This is a genomic window from Pseudarthrobacter sp. 10T415, assembly GCF_056394175.1.
In genome coordinates this window covers 100,957-119,602 of record NZ_JBFTHJ010000005.1, presented here as the reverse complement: position 1 = coordinate 119,602, position 18,646 = coordinate 100,957, and the positions used below count along the sequence as shown (strand labels likewise).

At 67.9% G+C, this 18,646-nt stretch carries 20 protein-coding genes; 15 read left to right on the top strand and 5 right to left on the bottom strand.

Annotation, left to right across the window (positions count from 1 at the left end; all coding sequences use genetic code 11):
- Window positions 1-42: 42 nt before the first annotated feature.
- Window positions 43-789 carry a hypothetical protein gene (locus AC1DBN_RS09450; RefSeq protein ID WP_157693405.1) on the bottom strand — a complete coding sequence of 249 codons (747 nt, stop codon included), beginning with the start codon at window positions 787-789 and terminating at the stop codon, window positions 43-45.
- A 287-nt stretch (window positions 790-1,076) separates the two neighbouring features.
- Here AC1DBN_RS09450 and AC1DBN_RS09445 point away from each other — a divergent pair, with 287 nt between their 5' ends.
- From AC1DBN_RS09445 to AC1DBN_RS09435, 3 genes are all read left to right on the top strand, one after another.
- Complete coding sequence (locus tag AC1DBN_RS09445) at window positions 1,077-1,277, top strand: hypothetical protein (protein ID WP_056080394.1); 201 nt, start codon at window positions 1,077-1,079, stop codon at window positions 1,275-1,277.
- 72 nt (window positions 1,278-1,349) lie between these two features.
- The gene (locus tag AC1DBN_RS09440; protein WP_091716846.1) at window positions 1,350-2,456 is read left to right on the top strand and encodes a WD40/YVTN/BNR-like repeat-containing protein; all 1,107 of its coding nucleotides are present in this window, start codon (window positions 1,350-1,352) and stop codon (window positions 2,454-2,456) included.
- Window positions 2,449-2,736 (top strand): MoaD/ThiS family protein, encoded by a 288-nt coding sequence (locus AC1DBN_RS09435; protein WP_015939011.1) that lies wholly within the window; start codon window positions 2,449-2,451, stop codon window positions 2,734-2,736. Before AC1DBN_RS09440 ends, AC1DBN_RS09435 begins: the two co-directional genes overlap by 8 nt.
- Window positions 2,737-2,824: 88 nt before the next feature.
- Here AC1DBN_RS09435 and AC1DBN_RS09430 read toward each other — a convergent pair whose 3' ends face one another.
- On the bottom strand, window positions 2,825-3,061 hold the full coding sequence (locus tag AC1DBN_RS09430; protein ID WP_314212740.1) for a hypothetical protein: 237 nt from the start codon (window positions 3,059-3,061) through the stop codon (window positions 2,825-2,827).
- 150 nt (window positions 3,062-3,211) lie between these two features.
- On the opposite strand from AC1DBN_RS09430, the gene AC1DBN_RS09425 reads away from it, so the two are divergent.
- A complete protein-coding gene (locus tag AC1DBN_RS09425; RefSeq protein WP_477723066.1) occupies window positions 3,212-3,616 on the top strand; it encodes a hypothetical protein in 405 nt (134 codons plus the stop codon).
- A gap of 10 nt (window positions 3,617-3,626) precedes the next feature.
- Here the strand turns inward: AC1DBN_RS09425 and AC1DBN_RS09420 are convergent, their stop codons facing one another.
- Together AC1DBN_RS09420 and AC1DBN_RS09415 are read right to left on the bottom strand one after the other, a co-directional pair.
- On the bottom strand, window positions 3,627-4,853 hold the full coding sequence (locus AC1DBN_RS09420; RefSeq protein WP_091723724.1) for a pyridoxal phosphate-dependent aminotransferase: 1,227 nt from the start codon (window positions 4,851-4,853) through the stop codon (window positions 3,627-3,629).
- 11 nt (window positions 4,854-4,864) lie between these two features.
- On the bottom strand, window positions 4,865-5,374 hold the full coding sequence (locus AC1DBN_RS09415; RefSeq protein ID WP_477723065.1) for an N-acetyltransferase family protein: 510 nt from the start codon (window positions 5,372-5,374) through the stop codon (window positions 4,865-4,867).
- A 147-nt stretch (window positions 5,375-5,521) separates the two neighbouring features.
- Between AC1DBN_RS09415 and AC1DBN_RS09410 the strand changes: the two genes are divergently transcribed.
- Together AC1DBN_RS09410 and AC1DBN_RS09405 are read left to right on the top strand one after the other, a co-directional pair.
- A complete protein-coding gene (locus tag AC1DBN_RS09410) occupies window positions 5,522-6,445 on the top strand; it encodes an AEC family transporter (RefSeq protein WP_091716841.1) in 924 nt (307 codons plus the stop codon).
- A gap of 83 nt (window positions 6,446-6,528) precedes the next feature.
- Entirely contained in the window at window positions 6,529-7,617 is a 1,089-nt protein-coding gene (locus AC1DBN_RS09405) for an ATP-dependent DNA ligase (protein ID WP_477723064.1), read from the top strand.
- Between the two features lie 184 nt (window positions 7,618-7,801).
- Here the strand turns inward: AC1DBN_RS09405 and AC1DBN_RS09400 are convergent, their stop codons facing one another.
- Window positions 7,802-9,121 (bottom strand): MFS transporter, encoded by a 1,320-nt coding sequence (locus AC1DBN_RS09400; protein WP_314212755.1) that lies wholly within the window; start codon window positions 9,119-9,121, stop codon window positions 7,802-7,804.
- 229 nt (window positions 9,122-9,350) lie between these two features.
- Between AC1DBN_RS09400 and AC1DBN_RS09395 the strand changes: the two genes are divergently transcribed.
- The 9 genes from AC1DBN_RS09395 (at window position 9,351) to AC1DBN_RS09355 (ending at window position 18,644) form a co-directional block, all read left to right on the top strand.
- A complete protein-coding gene (locus AC1DBN_RS09395) occupies window positions 9,351-10,232 on the top strand; it encodes an IclR family transcriptional regulator (RefSeq protein WP_477723063.1) in 882 nt (293 codons plus the stop codon).
- Between the two features lie 121 nt (window positions 10,233-10,353).
- Window positions 10,354-11,235: a shikimate dehydrogenase gene (locus AC1DBN_RS09390; RefSeq protein ID WP_091716835.1), complete on the top strand. Its 882-nt coding sequence runs from the start codon at window positions 10,354-10,356 to the stop codon at window positions 11,233-11,235.
- Window positions 11,235-13,109 carry a bifunctional sugar phosphate isomerase/epimerase/4-hydroxyphenylpyruvate dioxygenase family protein gene (locus tag AC1DBN_RS09385; protein ID WP_091716833.1) on the top strand — a complete coding sequence of 625 codons (1,875 nt, stop codon included), beginning with the start codon at window positions 11,235-11,237 and terminating at the stop codon, window positions 13,107-13,109. Before AC1DBN_RS09390 ends, AC1DBN_RS09385 begins: the two co-directional genes overlap by 1 nt.
- Before the next feature lie 42 nt (window positions 13,110-13,151).
- Window positions 13,152-14,030: a protocatechuate 3,4-dioxygenase subunit beta gene (gene pcaH / locus AC1DBN_RS09380; protein ID WP_091716831.1), complete on the top strand. Its 879-nt coding sequence runs from the start codon at window positions 13,152-13,154 to the stop codon at window positions 14,028-14,030.
- Window positions 14,031-14,046: 16 nt separating this feature from the next.
- Window positions 14,047-14,610: a protocatechuate 3,4-dioxygenase subunit alpha gene (gene pcaG, locus AC1DBN_RS09375; RefSeq protein WP_091716828.1), complete on the top strand. Its 564-nt coding sequence runs from the start codon at window positions 14,047-14,049 to the stop codon at window positions 14,608-14,610.
- On the top strand, window positions 14,607-16,079 hold the full coding sequence (locus tag AC1DBN_RS09370; RefSeq protein ID WP_091716826.1) for a lyase family protein: 1,473 nt from the start codon (window positions 14,607-14,609) through the stop codon (window positions 16,077-16,079). The genes pcaG and AC1DBN_RS09370 overlap by 4 nt, the downstream gene beginning before the upstream one ends.
- Window positions 16,072-16,890: an alpha/beta fold hydrolase gene (locus AC1DBN_RS09365; RefSeq protein WP_091716824.1), complete on the top strand. Its 819-nt coding sequence runs from the start codon at window positions 16,072-16,074 to the stop codon at window positions 16,888-16,890. The genes AC1DBN_RS09370 and AC1DBN_RS09365 overlap by 8 nt, the downstream gene beginning before the upstream one ends.
- Window positions 16,887-17,369 carry a 4-carboxymuconolactone decarboxylase gene (gene pcaC / locus AC1DBN_RS09360; RefSeq protein WP_477723062.1) on the top strand — a complete coding sequence of 161 codons (483 nt, stop codon included), beginning with the start codon at window positions 16,887-16,889 and terminating at the stop codon, window positions 17,367-17,369. Before AC1DBN_RS09365 ends, pcaC begins: the two co-directional genes overlap by 4 nt.
- Window positions 17,370-17,447: 78 nt before the next feature.
- Window positions 17,448-18,644 (top strand): thiolase family protein, encoded by a 1,197-nt coding sequence (locus AC1DBN_RS09355; RefSeq protein ID WP_091716820.1) that lies wholly within the window; start codon window positions 17,448-17,450, stop codon window positions 18,642-18,644.
- Window positions 18,645-18,646 lie beyond the last annotated feature (2 nt).

Sequence of the window (18,646 nt, the reverse complement as noted above, 5' to 3'; positions counted from 1 at the left end):
TTCCTTGTCAGGGGCCGCGGCGCTGCGGCGTTGACGACGGCGTCAGCGGGCCGTAGGTGAGGAAGCCGACCGCCGGCGGATGGCCACGGCAGCTCCGGCGGCAACCAGTGCGCCGATGCCGCCCAGCCAGGCGGGTGAGGCCGGGTTGCCGCCGACGGCGGTCTGGGCGTTGTAGCCCTGGTTGGTTCCCATGCTGACGGGTGCAGCGGCCACCGCTCCCGTTGCCTGCTGCACCTGGGTGGCTGCGGGCTGGGCGGGCACCACCGGGGTCACCGCTGCCGGAGGCGCCACTGCCGGTGCTGCGGCGGGCGGGACCACGGGCGTCACTGCCGGGGGGACGACGGCCGGCGGGTTGTTCACGGGTGGATTGACAACCGGTGGGTTGTCGACCGGGGGATTATCCACAGGAGGATTGTCGACGGGCGGGTTGTCGACCGGGGGATTGTCCACCGGAGGGTTATCCACGGGCGGGTTATCGACCGGCGGATTGTCGACGGGAGGCGCCGCAACACAGCCGTTGTTGTAGATCGCCTGCCCGGCAGCGTCCCAGTTCTGCCCGTACTTTAGGCCGTCGTTGGGCGGAATGATGTCGTTGCCGTGTTTGCCATGCCCGTTCAGTGACGGGACCGCAACCGAGTTCACGGTGTAGTGGTTGGCGTTCGAGCCTGAGCCCGCGTGGCAGATGATGACCTTGTCGTCATCGCTCCAGCCGCGGTCAGCCACTGCGGGGGCGGCGACGACGAGTGCCGCCAGGCCCACGGCGCCGAGTGTTCCAATGGTGCGTTTCATTGTTCTCTCCCCAATTTTTGGCGTGAAACGGACCATGGCGGGGGAAGGCCAGCGGTGGCGCCCGTATGCCCCAGCAGCACGGTCAGCTTGCTTGAGGTTTCAGGCTAGGGGCGGCGCCCGGGGAGTTCCTCAGTAGGGTGTACTCGTCTTTTCCGGACCCGCCGGCGGCCAGGTTACTTGCCGGTACCCGATCTTTGCCCGCAACTACCTGTGGGGGAGGGCTGAGCCTTGTCCCGGAATTCGCCCGCGCCTAACGTTGATTTCAAAGAAAGGCGGGTGGATCTGGCATGGAAATTTTCATGTGGTGGCTGGACCTTGACCTGGACAGCAAGGAATGGCTCCGCGAGAACCTTCGGACAGGTGAGCTGCCGCTGCCGGTGCTCCAGGGCATCGCCGAAGCCGGCGGACCGCACCCGGACAACCCCGCTGCCGTGCTGACGGCCGCCGACTGGGACTTCATCGAAACCCAGTCCGAGTTCGTCGACTAGCGTCCCGTCCGGACCACCGCTCATTTTTCCCGTGCGCCAAAACCGTTGCAGCCTGCACACGGCGGTGGTTGCATGGTGGGCATGGCAACCGCAGAGAACTTTGTCTTAGCGATCGGGACCAAGAAAGGCCTGTGGCTGGCCACCAGCCAGGACAGGCGCGAATGGTCCTTCACCGGCCCCCACTTCCTGATGGCGGAGATTCCCAGCGTGGGGATCGACACCAGGGGCGGCCGCACCCGGATCATGGTGGGAGTGCGCAGTGAACACTGGGGCCCCACCGTAGCCCACTCGGATGACCTGGGCGCAACCTGGTCCGAACCCGAACAGGGTGCCATCAAATTCCCTGAGGACACCGGAGCCGCCGTGGAGCGCGTCTGGCAGATCTACCCGGACGCGGAATCCCGGCCGGGCGTGGTGTGGGCCGGCGCGGAACCCATCTCCGTGTGGAAATCCACTGACGGCGGTGAACACTTCGAACTGAACCGCGGCCTCTGGGACCACCCGCACCGCAGCGACTGGGGCGCCGGCTACGGCGGCGCGGCGGCACACTCCATCGTGGTCGATCCCGCCGGGGACACGGTCCACATCGCCATGAGCACCGGCGGCGTTTACCGATCGCTCGACGGCGGCACCTCCTGGGAGCCCCGCAACAAGGGGATCTCGGCGTACTTCATGCCGGATCCCAACCCCGAGTTTGGCCAGTGCGTCCACAAGATCGCGGCGGATTCCGCCGTGGAAGGCCGCCTGTATGCCCAGAACCATCACGGCGTGTACCGCACGGACGACAATGCGGACACCTGGACGTCGATCGCCGACGGCCTGCCCGCGGACTTCGGGTTCGTCATGCTGACGCACCCGCGCCGGGAAGGAACGGCCTGGGTGGTCCCGCTCAAAGCCGACGGCGAACGCATCCCTCCGGATGGGGACCTTGCGGTCCACCGGACTGACGATGCCGGAAACTCGTGGAAGCGGCTCAGCAACGGCCTGCCCGGCAAGGAATACAACAGTGTGCTGCGCGACGCCGCGTCGGTGGATACCGCCGAGCCGGCCGGAGTGTACTTCGGCACCCGCGGCGGGACGGTGTACGCAAGCGCGGACGAGGGGGAGACGTTCGCAGAGGTAATCGCGCACCTTCCGGACGTCCTGTGTGTCCGGGCGGCAGTGGTGGCCGGTGCCTGACATTACAGTGGTTCTACCCAGCGTCCTCCAGCCCCTGGCCGGCGGGCAGTCCGTACTGACTGCGCCCGCCGACGGGCCGGTAACAGTGGGGCAGCTCCTCGATTCGGTCACTGCCGGGTTCGCTGTGCTCGCCCGGCGGCTCCGGGACGAAACGGGTGCGCTGCGCCGCTTCGTGAACGTCTACGTGGACGGTGACGAGGTACGGCGCCTGCAGGGGCTGGATACCGAGGTGTCCCCGGGCCAGGAGGTGCTGGTGATCCAGTCGGTGGCCGGCGGCTGACGGTTCCTGCCGCGGCTTCGGGCAGTCCTTACTGACTGCGCCCGATGCCGCGCCACTGGTGTGCCGCCGTCGTGCGTCAAGAAACGGGTCAGGCGACGCGCCAGACCGTGCATTCGTCCGTATTGACGGCTTTGCGGAGGCCCGTGATCCGGTCCATGATCCAGACGACGCCGATTCCTGGCGCTGTTTCCTGGACGCTGCCGCGGCGGATCACCACATCGTCGTAGGAGGGCCCCACGGACAGCCGGGCTTCGATTTCGTCGCCGCGGTGGAGCTGATCCAAAGTGCGGACTCTGGTTACATGCGTGGTCGCCTTCTTCAACATCGGGGCCTCCTGGCTGGAGCTGGTGCCGGCTCTTGCCTGCATTCACCAGTGTGGGCTGCGAATGTTGCGTGCCCGTTTCCCCGCGGTTAGCTGCCGGTTAGTTCTTGGCGCCGGACCTGTAAATGTCCGGGCCGCGCCTATGGTGGTGCCATGGAGATTCTGCAGGGGATCTGGGCTGTGGTGCTCGGGGCGGCGTCGCTGGCGCCCCTGGCGACCTTCGGCGTCGTCCTCGTTGCCTACCTGACCTACCGGCAGCGGGACCGCGCGGACAGGCGGGACCAGTGGTGGAAGCGGGCGCAGTGGGCTATTGATGCCGCCCTGGATGGCCGTGACCCGCACCGCCGGCTCGCAGGCCTGAAGGTGCTGGTCCAGCTCATCGGCAGTGACCTGGCAACCACCGAGGATGCCGACCTGATGAGCGCCTTGGCCGTGGGCATCCGGGAGGAAGAGGGCAGCGGCCGGCGCGGGGCGGCCGTCCCGCCGCCGGTTCAGGGGCTTATCGTGGCTGAGGCGGAACGGCTGGTCAAGGCCGCAGGGGCCAAGGGCCGTTCCTGACCCCGGGTTTTTACGCCGCTTCGCGGTTGCGGTAGCTCGCCAGGAACGTCGAAATCCGGCGGACCGCTTCCTCGATGTCCAGGACGGACGGGAGGATCACGAACCGGAAGTGGTCCGGCGTGGGCCAGTTGAAGGCCGTGCCGTGGGACACCAGGATCTTCTGGTCCCTGAGCAGGTCGATGACGAACTGCTCGTCGCTGGCGATCGGGTACAGCTCCGGGTCCAGTCGCGGGAACAGGTACATGGCCCCCGCCGCGGGGACACAGGTGATGCCCGGGATGGCGGTCAGCAGCTTATAGGCGAGGTCGCGCTGTTCACGGAGCCGGCCACCCGGCCGCACCAGGGCTTCGATGCTTTGGTAGCCGCCCAGGCAGGTCTGGATGGCGTGCTGGGCTGGGACATTGGGGCACAGCCGCAGGGACGCGAGCAGTTCCAGGCCTTCCCGGTAGGCGGCGGTTGCTGCGAGGGGTCCGGTGACCGCCACCCAGCCGGCCCGGTAGCCGGGCATCCGGTAGGCCTTGGAGAGTCCACTGAACGTCAGGCAGCACACGTCCTCGGCCACGGCCGCGGTGTGGATGTGCACGGCGTCCCCGTAGAGGACCTTTTCGTAAATCTCATCGGAGAACAGCACCAGGTTGTGCTTGCGGGCGAGGTCGGCGAACTGCTCCAGGATGCGGCGCGGGTAGACGGCGCCGGTGGGGTTGTTCGGGTTGATGATCACGATGCCCTTGGTGCGGCTGGTGATCCTGGCTTCGACGTCGGCCATGTTGGGCCACCAGTTGTCGGCTTCGTCGCAGAGGTAGTGGACCGGGGTGCCGCCGGTCAGTGTCACGGCGGCGGTCCAGAGCGGGTAGTCCGGTGCGGGCACCAGGATCTCGTCGCCGTTCTCCATGAACGCCTGCAGGCACATGGAAATCAGCTCGCTGACGCCGTTGCCGATGAAGATGTCCTCCACGCCGATGTTCATGAGGCCGCGGGTCTGGTAGTACTGCGAGATCGCTGTCCGTGCGGAGAAGATGCCCTTCGAATCGCTGTACCCCTGGGCGCCCCGCAGGTGGTGGATCATGTCCACCACCACGGACTCGGGAGTCTCCAGGCCGAACGGCGCGGTGTCGCCCAGGTTCATCTTCAGGATCCGGTGCCCCTCGGCCTCCATGTTCTTGGCTGCCTGGAGGATGGGTCCGCGGAGTTCGTACCGGACGTTCTGGAGTTTGCTGGAGTGTTGCATGGCGCGCATGGTTGATTTTTTCACAAAGCACGACGACGGGAGGCCGGTTCCTGCGCGAGTCCCCGCCCGGGCCGGTGCGCGCGCAGGAGAAGTCCCGTGCCGCCGTCGAACGTGGTGGTGTGAAACCGCGCAGCGCGGGCCACTTCGACGAAGCCCCAGGAGCTGTGCATGCCGATCGAGGCAGTGTTTCCGGCATTGACCACGTACCAGGCATCCGGGGTGCGGTCCCAGATCCACTGGAGCCGGGCCGCCGTGAGGGCGGCACCCACGCCGCGGCGGCGCTGTGACGGCCGGACCGTCACGCCGCCAAGGTAGTGGCCGGCGGGTGCGGGGCCGTCCCGATAGTCCCAGTAGTGGGTCTTGCCCCACCCGACCACCTCTCCCGCGGATTCCGCGACCACCACGAGCCGGTCCGGGTCTGCCAGCGCAGCGGCCAGGGCCGCGGTCCCCGAAGGAAGCCGGCCGTTTTGCCGGTCGGTCTCGAGGATGCCGGGCAGGTCCCCCTCTTCCGCTGGACGCACCGTAACCATCGTTAACGTCTACCCTTATGGGCCGCTCTGTGTCGAGGACAGGGGCTTGCGATGCACGGGGACCAGTACTTGACCGATAAGTTTGGTACTTGTAATACCGCTGGGCCTGCGCAGTGCGGGAACGCGGACGGGAAAGGAAGTACCCCTATGGGCGGCGTGCTGGTGGGGCTGGCCGTAATCGGCGCCGTAATTGCGGTGGGCTATCTGGCCGCGCGGTGCGGACTGGGTGACGAACACACCGTCTCCGCGCTGACGAAGATCGCCTTCTTCATCACCAACCCGGTGCTCCTCTTTACCGTGGTGCTGAAATCCGACATCTCCGTGGTGTTCTCCGCCTACGTCCCGCTGGCCCTCCTCACCGCCACCATCACCGCCCTCTTGTACGTCGCCGCCAGCCGTATCTGGTTCCGCCGCCCCATGGCTGACACGGCCGTGGGTGCCATGGCCAGTTCCTACGTCAACGCCAACAACATCGGCATTCCCATCACCCTGTACGCCCTGGGTGACGCCACGCCGGTGGCCCCGGTGCTGCTGGTCCAGCTGCTCCTGCTGGCACCCCTGGTCCTGACCGTCCTGGACCTCTCCGCCGCAGGCCGCTTCTCGCCGCGGCTGATGCTGACGCAGCCCTTCCGGAACCCGATGATCATCGCCACCCTCCTCGGAGCCGTCCTGGCCGCCTTCCACGTGAAGCTGCCCGAACCGGTCATGGCGCCGCTGACGCTGCTGGGCGGTGCGGCGGTGCCGGTGGTGCTGCTGGCCTTCGGGATGTCGCTGCGCGGCACGCGGATGCTCCGGAGCGGCGGCCACACAGCCGAAATCCTTACCGCCACCGCACTGAAGTCCGCAGTGATGCCCGCGGTGGCCTACGTCGTGGGCCGCTTTCTCTTCAACCTCGAACCGCACATGCTCCTGGGCGTGGTGCTCATGGCCGCGCTCCCGCCGGCACAGAACGTGTTCCTCTTCGCCAGCAGATACGGCCGGGGCATGGCGGTGGCGCGGGAGACCATCCTCATTTCGACGGCGGCGGCTGCCCCGGTCCTGGTCCTGATCGTCTGGCTCCTGGCCGCCTGAGCCTGCTGAATCCGGCGAAGGCCGCGCCGCGCCGGGCGTCCCGGGGGTACCGCCCCCGCCACCTGCCGGGCAAGAATGGGCACATGGAACTTCCCGTGATGCCGCCCGTCCCGCCCATGCTTGCCAAGGCCGTCAGCGGCATCGACGGCATTCCGAAAGGCGGGGACCTTAGCTACGAACCCAAATGGGACGGCTTCCGGTCCATCATCTTCCGCGACGGAGACGAGCTGGAGATCGGCAGCCGCAACGAAAAACCGATGACCCGCTACTTCCCCGAGCTCGTGGCCGCACTCAAGGAAAACCTCCCGGAGCGCTGCGTGGTTGACGGCGAAATCATCCTGGTGGGTGCCTCCGGTGACCGGCTGGACTTCGACACCCTGCAGCAGCGCATCCACCCCGCCGCCAGCCGGGTGAAGCTCCTGTCCGAGCAGACGCCCGCCTCCTTCGTGGCCTTCGACCTCCTGGCCCTGGACGGTGACGACTACACCGGCAGGCCCTTCGCCGAACGCCGGGCCGCCCTGGAAAAGGCGCTCGCGGCCAGCAAGGCTCCGGTCCACCTCACCGCTGCCACCACGGACAAGGACACGGCAAGCCAGTGGTTCGAGCAGTTCGAAGGGGCAGGGTTGGACGGCTTGGTGGCCAAACGCCTGGACGGAACGTACCAGCCGGACAAGCGGACGATGTTCAAGGTCAAGCATGAACGCACCGCCGACTGCGTGGTGGCCGGGTACCGGCTGCACAAGAGCGGCCCGGACGTCATCGGCTCGCTGCTCCTGGGCCTGTACAAGGACGACGGCGGCCTGGCGAGCGTGGGCGTGATCGGCGCCTTCCCGATGAAGCGCCGGCAGGAGCTTTTCCAGGAGCTGCAGCCGCTGGTGACCGACTTCGACAACCACCCATGGGCCTGGGCGAAGCAGGAGGACGGGGAGCGGACGCCCCGCAACGCCGAGGGCAGCCGCTGGAGCGCCGGGAAGGACCTGTCCTTCGTGCCGCTCCGGCCCGACCTGGTGGTGGAGGTCCGCTACGACCACATGGAAGGCGAGAGGTTCCGCCACACCGCCCAGTTCAACCGCTGGCGGCCGGACCGGGATCCGGAGTCCTGCACGTACGCGCAGCTGGAGGAGCCGGTGAACTTTGACCTGGCTTCCGTGCTGGAGACCGGCAAGCCTTGATTCTGCAGAGCCCGGCCCCGCTGCCGCAGGGCACCCGCGGCCGGGCCGCCGTCGTGCGCTCCTGCCCAGTTACCGGCACCCCGCCGCTGCCCACAGCGTGGAAAAGCCCGCCACCTCCGGGCTTAGCGGGAGGTGGCGGGCTTTGTTCGGTGGGTAACCGGGAAAGAGTGTACGCGCCGGGCGCCTACTTGAGGCCGAGCTGCTTGGTGGGGGTCTTGTAGGATTCCTTGGCCGTCATGGCCGAGACAGCAGCGATGACGCAGATGACGGCGGTGAAGATGCTGATCTGCACCCAGCCGCCCGGCTTGATGCCACCCATCGCGGCCACGATGGCCGGAGCGAACCCTGCCATCAGGAAGCCCAGCTGCGTGCCGATGGCCAGGCCGGAGAAGCGGACCCTGGTGCTGAACATTTCGGCGTAGAAGGACGGCCATACGGCGTTGGCGGCGGCGTAACCGCAGGAGAACATGCCGATCGCGGCCAGGAACATCAGCGGGACGCTGCCGGATTCCAGGCTCAGCAGGAACAGCGGGGTGAGCACCGCACTGGCCAGGGCGCCGTAGATGTAGACGGGCTTGCGGCCGATCTTGTCTGCCAGCATGCCGAAGAGTGGCTGGGTGCCCAGGGCTACCAGGTTGGCGCCCACTACGAGCCACAGTGTGGTGGTGCCGTCCACGCCGGCCACGGTCTTGGCGTAGCTGATGGCGAGGGTACCGAACACGGTGGACACGGCGGCGATGAAGGCACAGCAGATCACGCGGAGCACATCGCGCCAGTGGCCCTTGAGGAGGTCGGCGACGGGAAGCTTGGAGATCTGGGCGGACTTCTGGGCTTCCGCGAAGGCGGGCGGCTCGTGCAGGGTGCGCCGGATGAAGAACGCCACCACAACCACCACTGCGCTGAGCCAGAACGGGATGCGCCAGCCGATGCCGTACTTGATCTCGTCCGGCAGGGCGAGGACGGGGATGAACACCAGCGCTGCGAGGATTTGGCCGCCCTGGGTACCGGTCAGGGTCCAGGACGTGAAGAAGGACCGGCGGTTGTCCGGGGCGTGCTCCAGGGTCATGGAGGATGCGCCGGCCTGCTCACCGGCGGCGGAGAGTCCCTGGCAGAGGCGGGCCAGCACCAGCAGTGCGGGAGCCCACCACCCCACGGTGTTGAAGTCCGGCAGGCAGCCGATGAGGAACGTGGACGCGCCCATCAGGACGAGGGTGAACATCAGGACTTTCTGCCGGCCCACCCTGTCGCCGAAGTGGCCCAGGATGACGGCGCCCACCGGCCGCGCAATGTACGCGAAGCCGAAGGTGGCGAAGGACATGATGGCCGCGTTGGCGTCAGCGCTGGGGAAGAAGACCGTGGGGAAGATCAGTGCGGCCGCCGAGCCGAAGATGAAGAAGTCGTAGTATTCGACGGCGCTGCCCAGGAAGCTGGCGAGTGCGGCTTTCTTGGGGGTGCCGGTATGCGTGGCGGTGCCCGCTCCGGCGGAAGGAAGTGTCTGGCTCATGGAGTTCCTTTGTGTGACGACATTGTCGCGGATGGTTCAGGAGTCGCAGCCGCCGCGGCCTGGGTGCGGGCGGGGCGCGATGCGGCTGGAGTCCTCTCAAGACCCGAGCGAGTAGCCACATGGTGAGAGCTACTTGTGCGATACAGCAATGATGGCTGTGAGGGCTGTCACTTGTCAAGAAAATAATCACCATCTAGAAATAGCTCTCACATTGTGGCAACATCGACGTATGAGTGTGAATCAAGCCACAATGGCCGATGGTGTCCAGGATGATCCGACGGGAGGGGGTGGCCCTGCCATTCCTGACGTGCAGGGTGATTCCCCGGATGCGGCCAAGGGTGCCGACCGGAAGGGCGCCGAACGGACCGACATGGTGGGCAAGGCCCTTGGCCTGTTGGTGCTCCTGGGCGAAGAGCCGCGCGGTGCCAGCGCAGCGGAGATTTCGCGGCGCGCGGAGCTGCCCTTCAGTACCACCTACAGGCTCCTCGGCTCGCTCGCCCGCGACGGTTTCGTGGACTATGAGCCGGATGGCAGGCGCTACCACCTGGGCCTGCGGATCTTCCAGCTGGGCCAGCGCGTGTCCAATCATCATGGTTTCGCCGGAGCCGCCCTGCCGGTCCTTCGCCGGGTCACGGAGCAGACCGGCGAGGCCACCATCCTCAGCGTCCGCGACGGCCATCACCACCTGACGGTCAACAAGGTGGACGGCCCGCAGATGTTCCGGGTGACCAGCGACCCCGGCCACCTGGGCTCGCTGTCCGCCACCGCCGTCGGCAAGGCGCTGGTGGCCTTTGCTGAGGACGCCGAGCGCGAAAACCTCCTCGCCGAGCTGCCGCTCGAGCCGCTGACGGAAAAGTCCATCACAGACCGCGATGACTTCCGCCGCGAGATCGAGCAGGTGCGCCGCCAGGGCTACGCCGTGATGGACGAGGAAAACGAGATCGGCATGCGTGCCGTCGCGGTCCCGCTGCTCAACAGCCAGGGGCACGCCTTTGCGTCGCTGGCGACGGCGGCTCCGGTCTTCCGCATGACCCTGGACGAGCTGAAGGCGCATGTATTGCTCCTGCAGGATGCTGCGGCTGAGCTGGCCGCGCGGCTTCCGCAAAGGTAGCCCCACCCTAAGTGTTCGCTAGTCGAACACTAGTGCGCAGAATGAACAATTGCTGTACTGTAATCCCTGTCACCGGCGTGCCGCCCCGCGGCCCGGTGCCGTTACCAAAGGAGCTGCACGGATGAGCCAACGAACTGAGTCCTACCTGGTGGGACTGGTTGGAGATGGCGTGACGCCATCGCTCACCCCGCCCATGCACGAACGGGAAGGTGACGTGCAGGGCCTGCGCTACCTGTACCGCCCCATTGACCTCCTCGAACTTGGCCTGGCGGGGGACTCCGTGGGCGAGGTCCTCCGGAGCGCCCGCACGCTGGGCTTCAATGGCCTGAACATCACGCATCCCTGCAAGCAGCTGGTCCTGCAGCACCTGGATGAGGTGAGCCCTGATGCCCGCCGGCTCGGTGCCGTCAACACCGTGGTCATCCGGGACGGCCGCTTCATCGGCCACAACACCGACTTCTCCGGCTTCGCCGCAGCCCTCGCCTCGGGTCTCCCCGGCGCCCGGTTGGACCGTGTGGTGCAGCTCGGCGCGGGAGGTGCCGGGTCCGCCGTCGCGTACGCCCTGCTCAGCGCGGGCGTGACTGTGCTGGACCTGGTGGACATGGATCCCGAACGGGCGGCCGCACGCGCAGCGGAATTGTCCGGCTTTTTCCCTGACAGCACCGTCACGGCACGCACCACGGCGGAGCTGCCGCAGCTCATGCCCCTGGCCGACGGCCTGGTGCACTGCACCCCGGTGGGCATGGCCGCGCACCCCGGCGTTCCGCTGGACCTGCAGCTGCTCGAGCCCAGGCACTGGGTGGCTGACATTGTCTACCGGCCCATCGAGACCGAGCTGGTCCGCGGCGCCCGCGCCAAGGGCTGCGAGGTCCTGGACGGCGGCCGTATGGCCGTGGGCCAGGCTGCCGACGCCTTCCGGATCTTCACCGGCCTCGACGCCGACCCGGAGCGGATGCGCAGCCACTTCCTTGAGCTTGTGGCCGCCGAGGAGGTGGCTGCCTGATGCGTACTGGTATCGCCACCGTCTGCCTTTCCGGCACCTTGAAGGAAAAGATGCAGGCCTGCGCCATTGCGGGCTTCGACGGCATCGAAATCTTCGAACAGGACCTGGTCACCTCACCGCTGAGCCCCGAAGACGTGCGGAAAATGGCCGCTGACCTGGGGCTGGGCCTGGACCTTTACCAGCCGTTCCGGGATTTCGACGGCGTCACCCCGGACCTGCTCAAGGCCAACCTCCGCCGCGCCGAGGCCAAGTTCAAGCTGATGTCCCGCCTGGGCATGGACACCATCCTGGTGTGCTCCAACGTTGCCACCGCAACGATCGATGACGACGGCGTCCGGGCAGAACAGCTGGCGCAGCTGGCCGGCCTGGCCGGGGACCACGGCGTCAAGGTGGCCTACGAGGCGCTGGCCTGGGGCAAGTACGTCAACGACTACGAACACGCCTACCGCCTGGTGGAGATGGTGGACCACCCCAACCTGGGCACCTGCCTGGACTCCTTCCACATCCTGTCCCGTGACTGGGACACCGCACCGATCGAACAGATCAACCCGGAGAAGATCTTCTTCGTCCAGGTGGCTGACGCCCCCAAACTGTCCATGGACGTCCTGTCCTGGAGCCGCCACTACCGTGTCTTTCCGGGCGAAGGGCAGTTCGAGCTCGCCAAGTTCATGGGCCACGTGGTCCGCGCCGGCTACACCGGCCCGGTGTCGCTGGAGGTCTTCAATGACGTTTTCCGGCAGTCCGATGTGGAGCGGACGGCCGTCGATGCCATGCGCTCGCTCATCTGGCTGGAGGAACAGAGCGCCAAGTGGCTCGGGGACAACGCCGGGACCGGCACGGACGGTGCGGCGGCAGGCGGCGCCGCCCACCGGCGTCGTTATCCCATGGAACTGGCCACGCTCCCCAAGGTGAACGAACCCGCCGGCTTCAACTTCGCCGAGGTGAAGGCGGACGATACCGCCCAGCTGGAGAGGCTCCTGGGCCAGCTTGGCTTCGGATTCGAAGGCCGGCACCGCACCAAAGATGTCCAGCTGTGGACCATGGGGCAGGCTCGGGTCATCATCAACGAGCAGGCTGCCTCGCACGCCGAGCCGTCCATCGCGGCCCTGGGGTTCGACGTCGATTCCCCCGTGATTGCCTCAGCCCGGGCCCAGCAGCTCAAGGCACCGGTGGTGGCCCGCAAGGTCCAGGCCGACGAGGAAGTCTTCCAAGGAATCTCCGCCCCGGATTCCACCGAGATCTTCCTCTGCCAGGGCAGCCCGGACGGCACCGCCGCGTGGACCCACGAATTCGGCGAAGGGCTCGAACACGCACGGTCCGCGCTGAATGCGGTGATCGACCACGTGAACCTGGCCCAGCCGTGGCAGCACTTCGACGAAGCCGTGCTTTTCTACACCAGCGCTCTCGCCCTGGAACCGCAGCCGTTCGCGGAGGTCCCCAGCCCCAGCGGCCTGGTCCGCTCCCAGGTCATGGAAACGGCCGACGGCGCCGTCCGGCTGGTGCTGAATCTCGCCCCCGTGCAGCAGGGCCACGCCCCGAAGACCTACCAGGAGCACATCGCCTTCGCGGTGGACGACCTCGTGGCGGCGGCACGGGCCGCCCGGTCCCGCGGCCTGGACTTCCTTGAGATCCCCGCCAACTACTACGAGGACCTGGACGCCCGGTTCGACCTCGCCCCCGGCTTCCTGGCCACGCTCCGGGAGCTCAACCTCCTGTACGACCGGGACGCGGACGGCGAGTTCCTGCACTTCTACACAGCCACCGTGGGCAGCGTGTTCTTCGAAATGGTGGAACGCCGCGGAGGCTACAGCGGCTACGGCGCCCCGAATGCGCCCGTCCGCCACGCCGTCCAATACGACTCACTGCACCGCTGACCACACAACGCACCAGAGAACACCCCCAGAAAGGAGCCGGACGTGCCGGAAGAGACACACGCCCAGCCTGAAACGGATGAGTCCGTACCGCCCGCCGAGCCGAAGGCGGCCCACCTGCCGCTGGACAAGGCCATCGAAACCCAGGCCGACCTCAGTGCCGAGATCAGCTCCATCGGCGAGGCCTACCGGCGCGCGCTCAAGGACGACGCGCAGCCGGAGGTCCAGCCCCGTTTGGACTACCCGCCGTACCGGAGCAGCATCCTGCGCCACCCCACCAAGAGCCTGCACCACACAGACCCGGAAACCATCGAGCTGTACTCACCGGCGTTCGGGCACCAGGACGTGCACGCACTGGAATCGGACCTGACCATCCAGCACAACGGCGAGCCCCAGGGTGAGCGGATCATCGTGGCTGGCCGCGTCCTGGACGGTGACGGCCGTCCGGTGGCCGGGCAGCTCGTGGAAATCTGGCAGGCGAACGCCTCCGGCCGCTACATCCACAAGCGGGACCAGCACCCGGCGCCCATCGACCCCAACTTCACGGGAATCGGCCGCTGCATCACCGGCCCGGACGGCTCCTACCGCTTCACCACCATCAAGCCCGGCGCCTACCCGTGGAAGAACCACCTGAACGCCTGGCGCCCGGCACACATCCACTTCTCGCTGTTCGGCACCGAGTTCACGCAGCGCATCATCACCCAGATGTACTTCCCCGGCGACCAGCTCTTCCCGCTGGACCCCATCTACCAGACCATCGTGGACCAGGGCGCCCGCGACCGGCTGGTGGCCAGCTACGACCACAGCCTCACTGAACCCGAGTGGGCCCTGGGCTACAACTGGGACATCGTCCTGACCGGGGCCAAGCGGACCTGGACCGAAAACGAGGCACTGGGTGCCGCCGGCGACGACGACAACGAATAGGCAGAGGACCACGCACATGAGCAACTCCACCAAACTCGTTCCCACCCCAGGCCAGACGGTGGGCCCGTTCTACGGCTACGCGCTCCCGTACGAGAAGGACAACGAGCTGCTGGCCCCCGGTTCGCCCGGATCCATCCGCCTGCAGGGCACCGTGTACGACGGCGCCGGCCAGACCATCCCGGACGCCATCCTGGAAATCTGGCAGCCTGACTCCGAAGGCAACGTGGTCCAGCGCACCGGTTCGCTGGTCCGGGACGGCTACACGTTTACCGGCTGGGGCCGCGGCGCCGTGGGCAACTCCGGCGTCTACACCTTCACCACCGTGAACCCCGGCCCCACCAAGCCCGGTTCGGCCCCGTTTATTTCCGTGGCCATCTTCGCCCGCGGCCTCACCAACCGGCTCTTCACCCGCATCTACCTGCCGGAGGACACTGAGGCCCTGGCCAACGACCCCCTGCTGAGCTCGCTGGATCCGGAGCGCCGCAGCACGCTGATCGCCCGCCGCGACCCTGATGGCGGCCTCACCTGGGACATCCGCCTCCAGGGCGAGGGCGAGACGGTTTTCCTGGACTTCCAGTGACGCACCCCGCCCCCGGAGAACTGCACCCCTTCGCGGACGGAGGCGACGCCGGCCTGCTCAGTCCCGTCTCGGCGTCGCCCCTCGTGGCGGCGCTCACCGGCGACCGTGCCGTGCTGGCGGCAATCCTCGCCGTCGAATCGGGCTGGGCCGCCGTGCTGGAACACGCCGGCCTGGCACCTGCCGGGTCCGCCGCCGTCGTTGCCTCCGCGGCCGAGGCAGGGCGCTACGACGTGGCGGACATTGCCCTCCGGGCCCAAGGCGGCGGCAACCCCGTGATCCCGCTGCTGGCGGACCTCCGGAAAAACGTCGCGGCGCTGGACACCGCCGGGGTTGGGGCCGGGAAAGCCGTGCACAGCTCGCTGACCAGCCAGGACGTGCTGGACACGGCCTTGATGCTGCTGGCCCGCAACACCGTCCACGCGGTGCTGGCGGACCTGAAAGGGACGACGACGGCGCTCGCGCACCTTGCGGGGCAGCATGCGGACACGCTGTGCGTGGGCCGGAGCCTGACGCAGCATTCGCTTCCCTTCACCTTCGGGCTGCGAGCGGCCCAGTGGTTCCAGGGCGTGGCCGCCGCAGGCCGGCAGCTGGAGGGCCTGAAGTTCCCTGTCCAGTTCGGTGGTGCGGCGGGAACGCTCGCTGCCGGAACCGTGCTGACGGAAAGCAGCTCCGCCACGCCGTTCACCCTTGCCGATGCCCTGGCTGCCCAACTGGGCCTGGCTCCGGCCCCGGCTCCGTGGCACACCAACCGCCTGGCCATCACCTCCCTGGGCCACGCGCTGGCCTCCGTGCTGGACGCCTTCGGCAAGATCGCCGCCGACGTCCTGTTCCTGAGCCGGCCCGAGGTGGCTGAGCTCGCCGAGCCGCGTGCCGCCGGCCGGGGAGTGTCCTCCGCCATGCCGCAGAAGCAGAACCCCGTGCTGTCCGTCCTGGTCCGCAGCGCCGCGCTCCAGGCACCCCAGCTGGCCGCCCAGCTGCACGTGGCCGCCGCCAACTTCAACGACGAACGCCCCGACGGCGCCTGGCACACCGAGTGGCCGGCCCTGCGCCAGCTGCTGGCCCTGGCCCTCGGCGCCGCCGGCCACCTCCGCGAACTCGCCGAAGGGCTGCAGGTATTCCCCGACGCCATGCGCCGCAACCTCGACCTCTCCGGCCCGCTGCTGCTGGCCGAGGGCGTCGCCGCCGCGGTGGCACCCCTGCTGGGAGACAAGGACGGCCGCAGCGGCAAGCAGCAGCTGCAGGACGTGGTGGACCGGACCCTCCAGGCGCCGCCCGCCGAGCAGGCCAGCACCTACCGCAAGCTGTTCCGTGAGGCCGTCCCCGCCGCCGTCGTTCCCGATGCCCGGCTGGATGAACTCCTGGACCCCGCCAACTATCTGGGCCAGGCCGCGGAAATCTCCGGCCGCATCCTGGCATCTTTTCCCGAATTTGTTACCCCTCCCGACGCGAATGGAGCTTCCCGTGGCTAAGCCGGCACTGAAGGCAGCGCTGTTGTCCCCCCAACGACCCCTGGGCGAGCACCCCCTCCTGCTGGTGGGCCCGTCCCTGGGCACCTCCTCCATCCTCTGGAACAGGGCCGCATCCCTGCTCGGCACTGACTACGACGTAGTGGCCTGGGACCTGCCCGGCCACGGCGTCTCACCCGCAGCCACCGAAACGTTCGACGTCGCAGCCCTCGCGGACGCCGTGGTGGACCTGGCCGACTCCATCGCCCCCGGTGAAAATTTCCACTACGCCGGCGTCTCCCTGGGCGGCGCGGTGGGCCTGCAGCTGGGCATCAAGCACGGGGCACGGCTGAAAAGCCTGTCCGTGCAGAACAGCGGGGCCAAGATCGGGACGCCCGAAGGCTGGCTGGAACGCGCCGAAACCGTCCGGACCCAGGGCACCCCGGTGATGATCCAGGGCTCCGCTGAGCGCTGGTTTGCCCCCGGATTCATGGACAGCCAGCCGGAACTGAGCAGCCGGCTCCTGCACGCCCTGCGTGACGCTGACCGCTTCAGCTACGCGTTCTGCTGCGAAGCGCTGGCAGCGTTTGATGTCCGGGCAGAACTCGGCAGCATCCGCGTTCCCACCCAGGTGATCGCCGGTGCGCTGGACGGCGTCGCCACGCCGGCGATGGCCGATGAAGTCGCCACGGGAATCATGGACGGCGGCGGCACCGCCACGGCCGTGACCCTCGAAGGCGTCGCCCACCTGGCACCTGCCGAAGCCCCGGCCCACGTGGCCGAGCTGATGCGCGGGCTGATCAGCTGGGCCGAATCACAGGTGGCAGCCAAGTGAGCGGCCCCGGACAGCCGGATCCGGCGCGCAACGGCGTGGTCCAGCCCGGCGCTACCAGCCAGGACATTTACGACGGCGGCATGGCCGTCCGGCGGGAAGTCCTCAGTGACGAGCACGTGGACCGGGCCAACGCCGCCAAGGACGGATTCACCGAGGACTTCCAGGACATGATCACCCGCATCGCCTGGGGTGGCATCTGGACGCGGCCCGGCCTGACCCGGCAGATGCGCTCCGCCGTCACCATCACCGCCATGGTGGCCCACGGCCACTGGGAGGAACTGGCGATGCACATCCGGGCGGCCCTCCGGAACGGCCTCAGCCGGGACGAAATCAAGGAAATCCTGCTGCAGACCGCCATCTACTGCGGAGTTCCGTCCGCCAACACGGCCTTCAAAACCGCCCAGCAGGTGTTCCGCGACCTCGACTCCATCCACGAGGACCCCGCGGTCACCGGCGCCAACCCCACCCCTCCCAACTAGGTCGCAGTTGTTGTCGTTTTGAGCCCCCAAAACGACAACAACTGCCAGTCAGTTGGGTCCCAGAGAATCAGAGGAACCATGAACCAGGCTTTTGTGTACGATGCGGTGCGCACTCCGTTCGGTAAGTTCGGCTCCGGCCTTGCCGGGGTCCGTCCGGATGATTTGGCTGCGCATGTGATCAGCGAATCCGTGAAACGGGCGCCGGGCCTTGATCCGGAGCGGATTGATGAGGTGGTGTTCGGCAACGCGAACGGTGCCGGCGAGGAGAACCGCAACATTGCCCGGATGGGCACGCTGTTGGCGGGCTTGCCGGTCTCGATTCCGGGGACCACGGTGAACCGGTTGTGCGGGTCGTCGCTGGACGCTGCGATCATCGCGTCCCGGCAGGTCAACGCCGGCGACGCCGACCTGGTCCTGGTGGGTGGGGCGGAGTCGATGTCCCGCGCGCCGTGGGTGCTGCCGAAGACGGAGAAGCCGTACCCGGCCGGGGACATGACCCTGGCGTCTACAACGCTGGGCTGGCGGCTGGTGAACAAGGCCATGCCGAAGGAGTGGACCATTTCCCTCGGCGAGGCCACCGAGCGGCTCCGCGAAAAGTATGGCGTGACACGGGAGGCGCAGGACGAGTTCGCCGCCGCCTCCCACAATCTGTCCGCCGCGGCGTGGGATGAGGGGTTTTACGACAACCTCGTCGCCCCGGTGCCCGGCACGGACCTGGTGCGGGACGAGGGCATCCGTGCCGGTTCGTCCGCCGAGAAGCTCGCCGGCCTGAAGACGGTGTTCCGTGCCGAGGGCGGCACGGTGACGGCGGGGAACGCGTCGCCGTTGTCCGACGGCGCCTCCGCGGCCTGGGTGGGCAGTGAAGCTGCCGTGGGGCTGCTGGGCCTGGACCCGCTGGCGAGGATCGCCGGGCGCGGTGCGCACGGCAATGATCCGCAGTTCTTCGGGTACGCACCCGTGGAGGCAGCGAACAAGGCCCTCGCAAAGGCGGGGATCGGCTGGGACCAGGTGGGCGCCGTCGAACTTAACGAAGCGTTCGCCGCGCAGTCCCTGGCCTGCATCAATGCCTGGGGCATCGACCCGTCGATTGTGAACCGGCACGGCGGGGCGATCGCGATGGGCCACCCGCTCGGCGCCTCCGGCACCCGGATCCTGGGCACCCTGGCCCGGTCCCTGCAGGCCTCCGGGGAGCGCTGGGGTGTTGCCGCGATCTGCATCGGCGTGGGCCAGGGCCTCGCCGTCGTCCTCGAAAACGTCACCGCTGGAAAGGCTTAGGC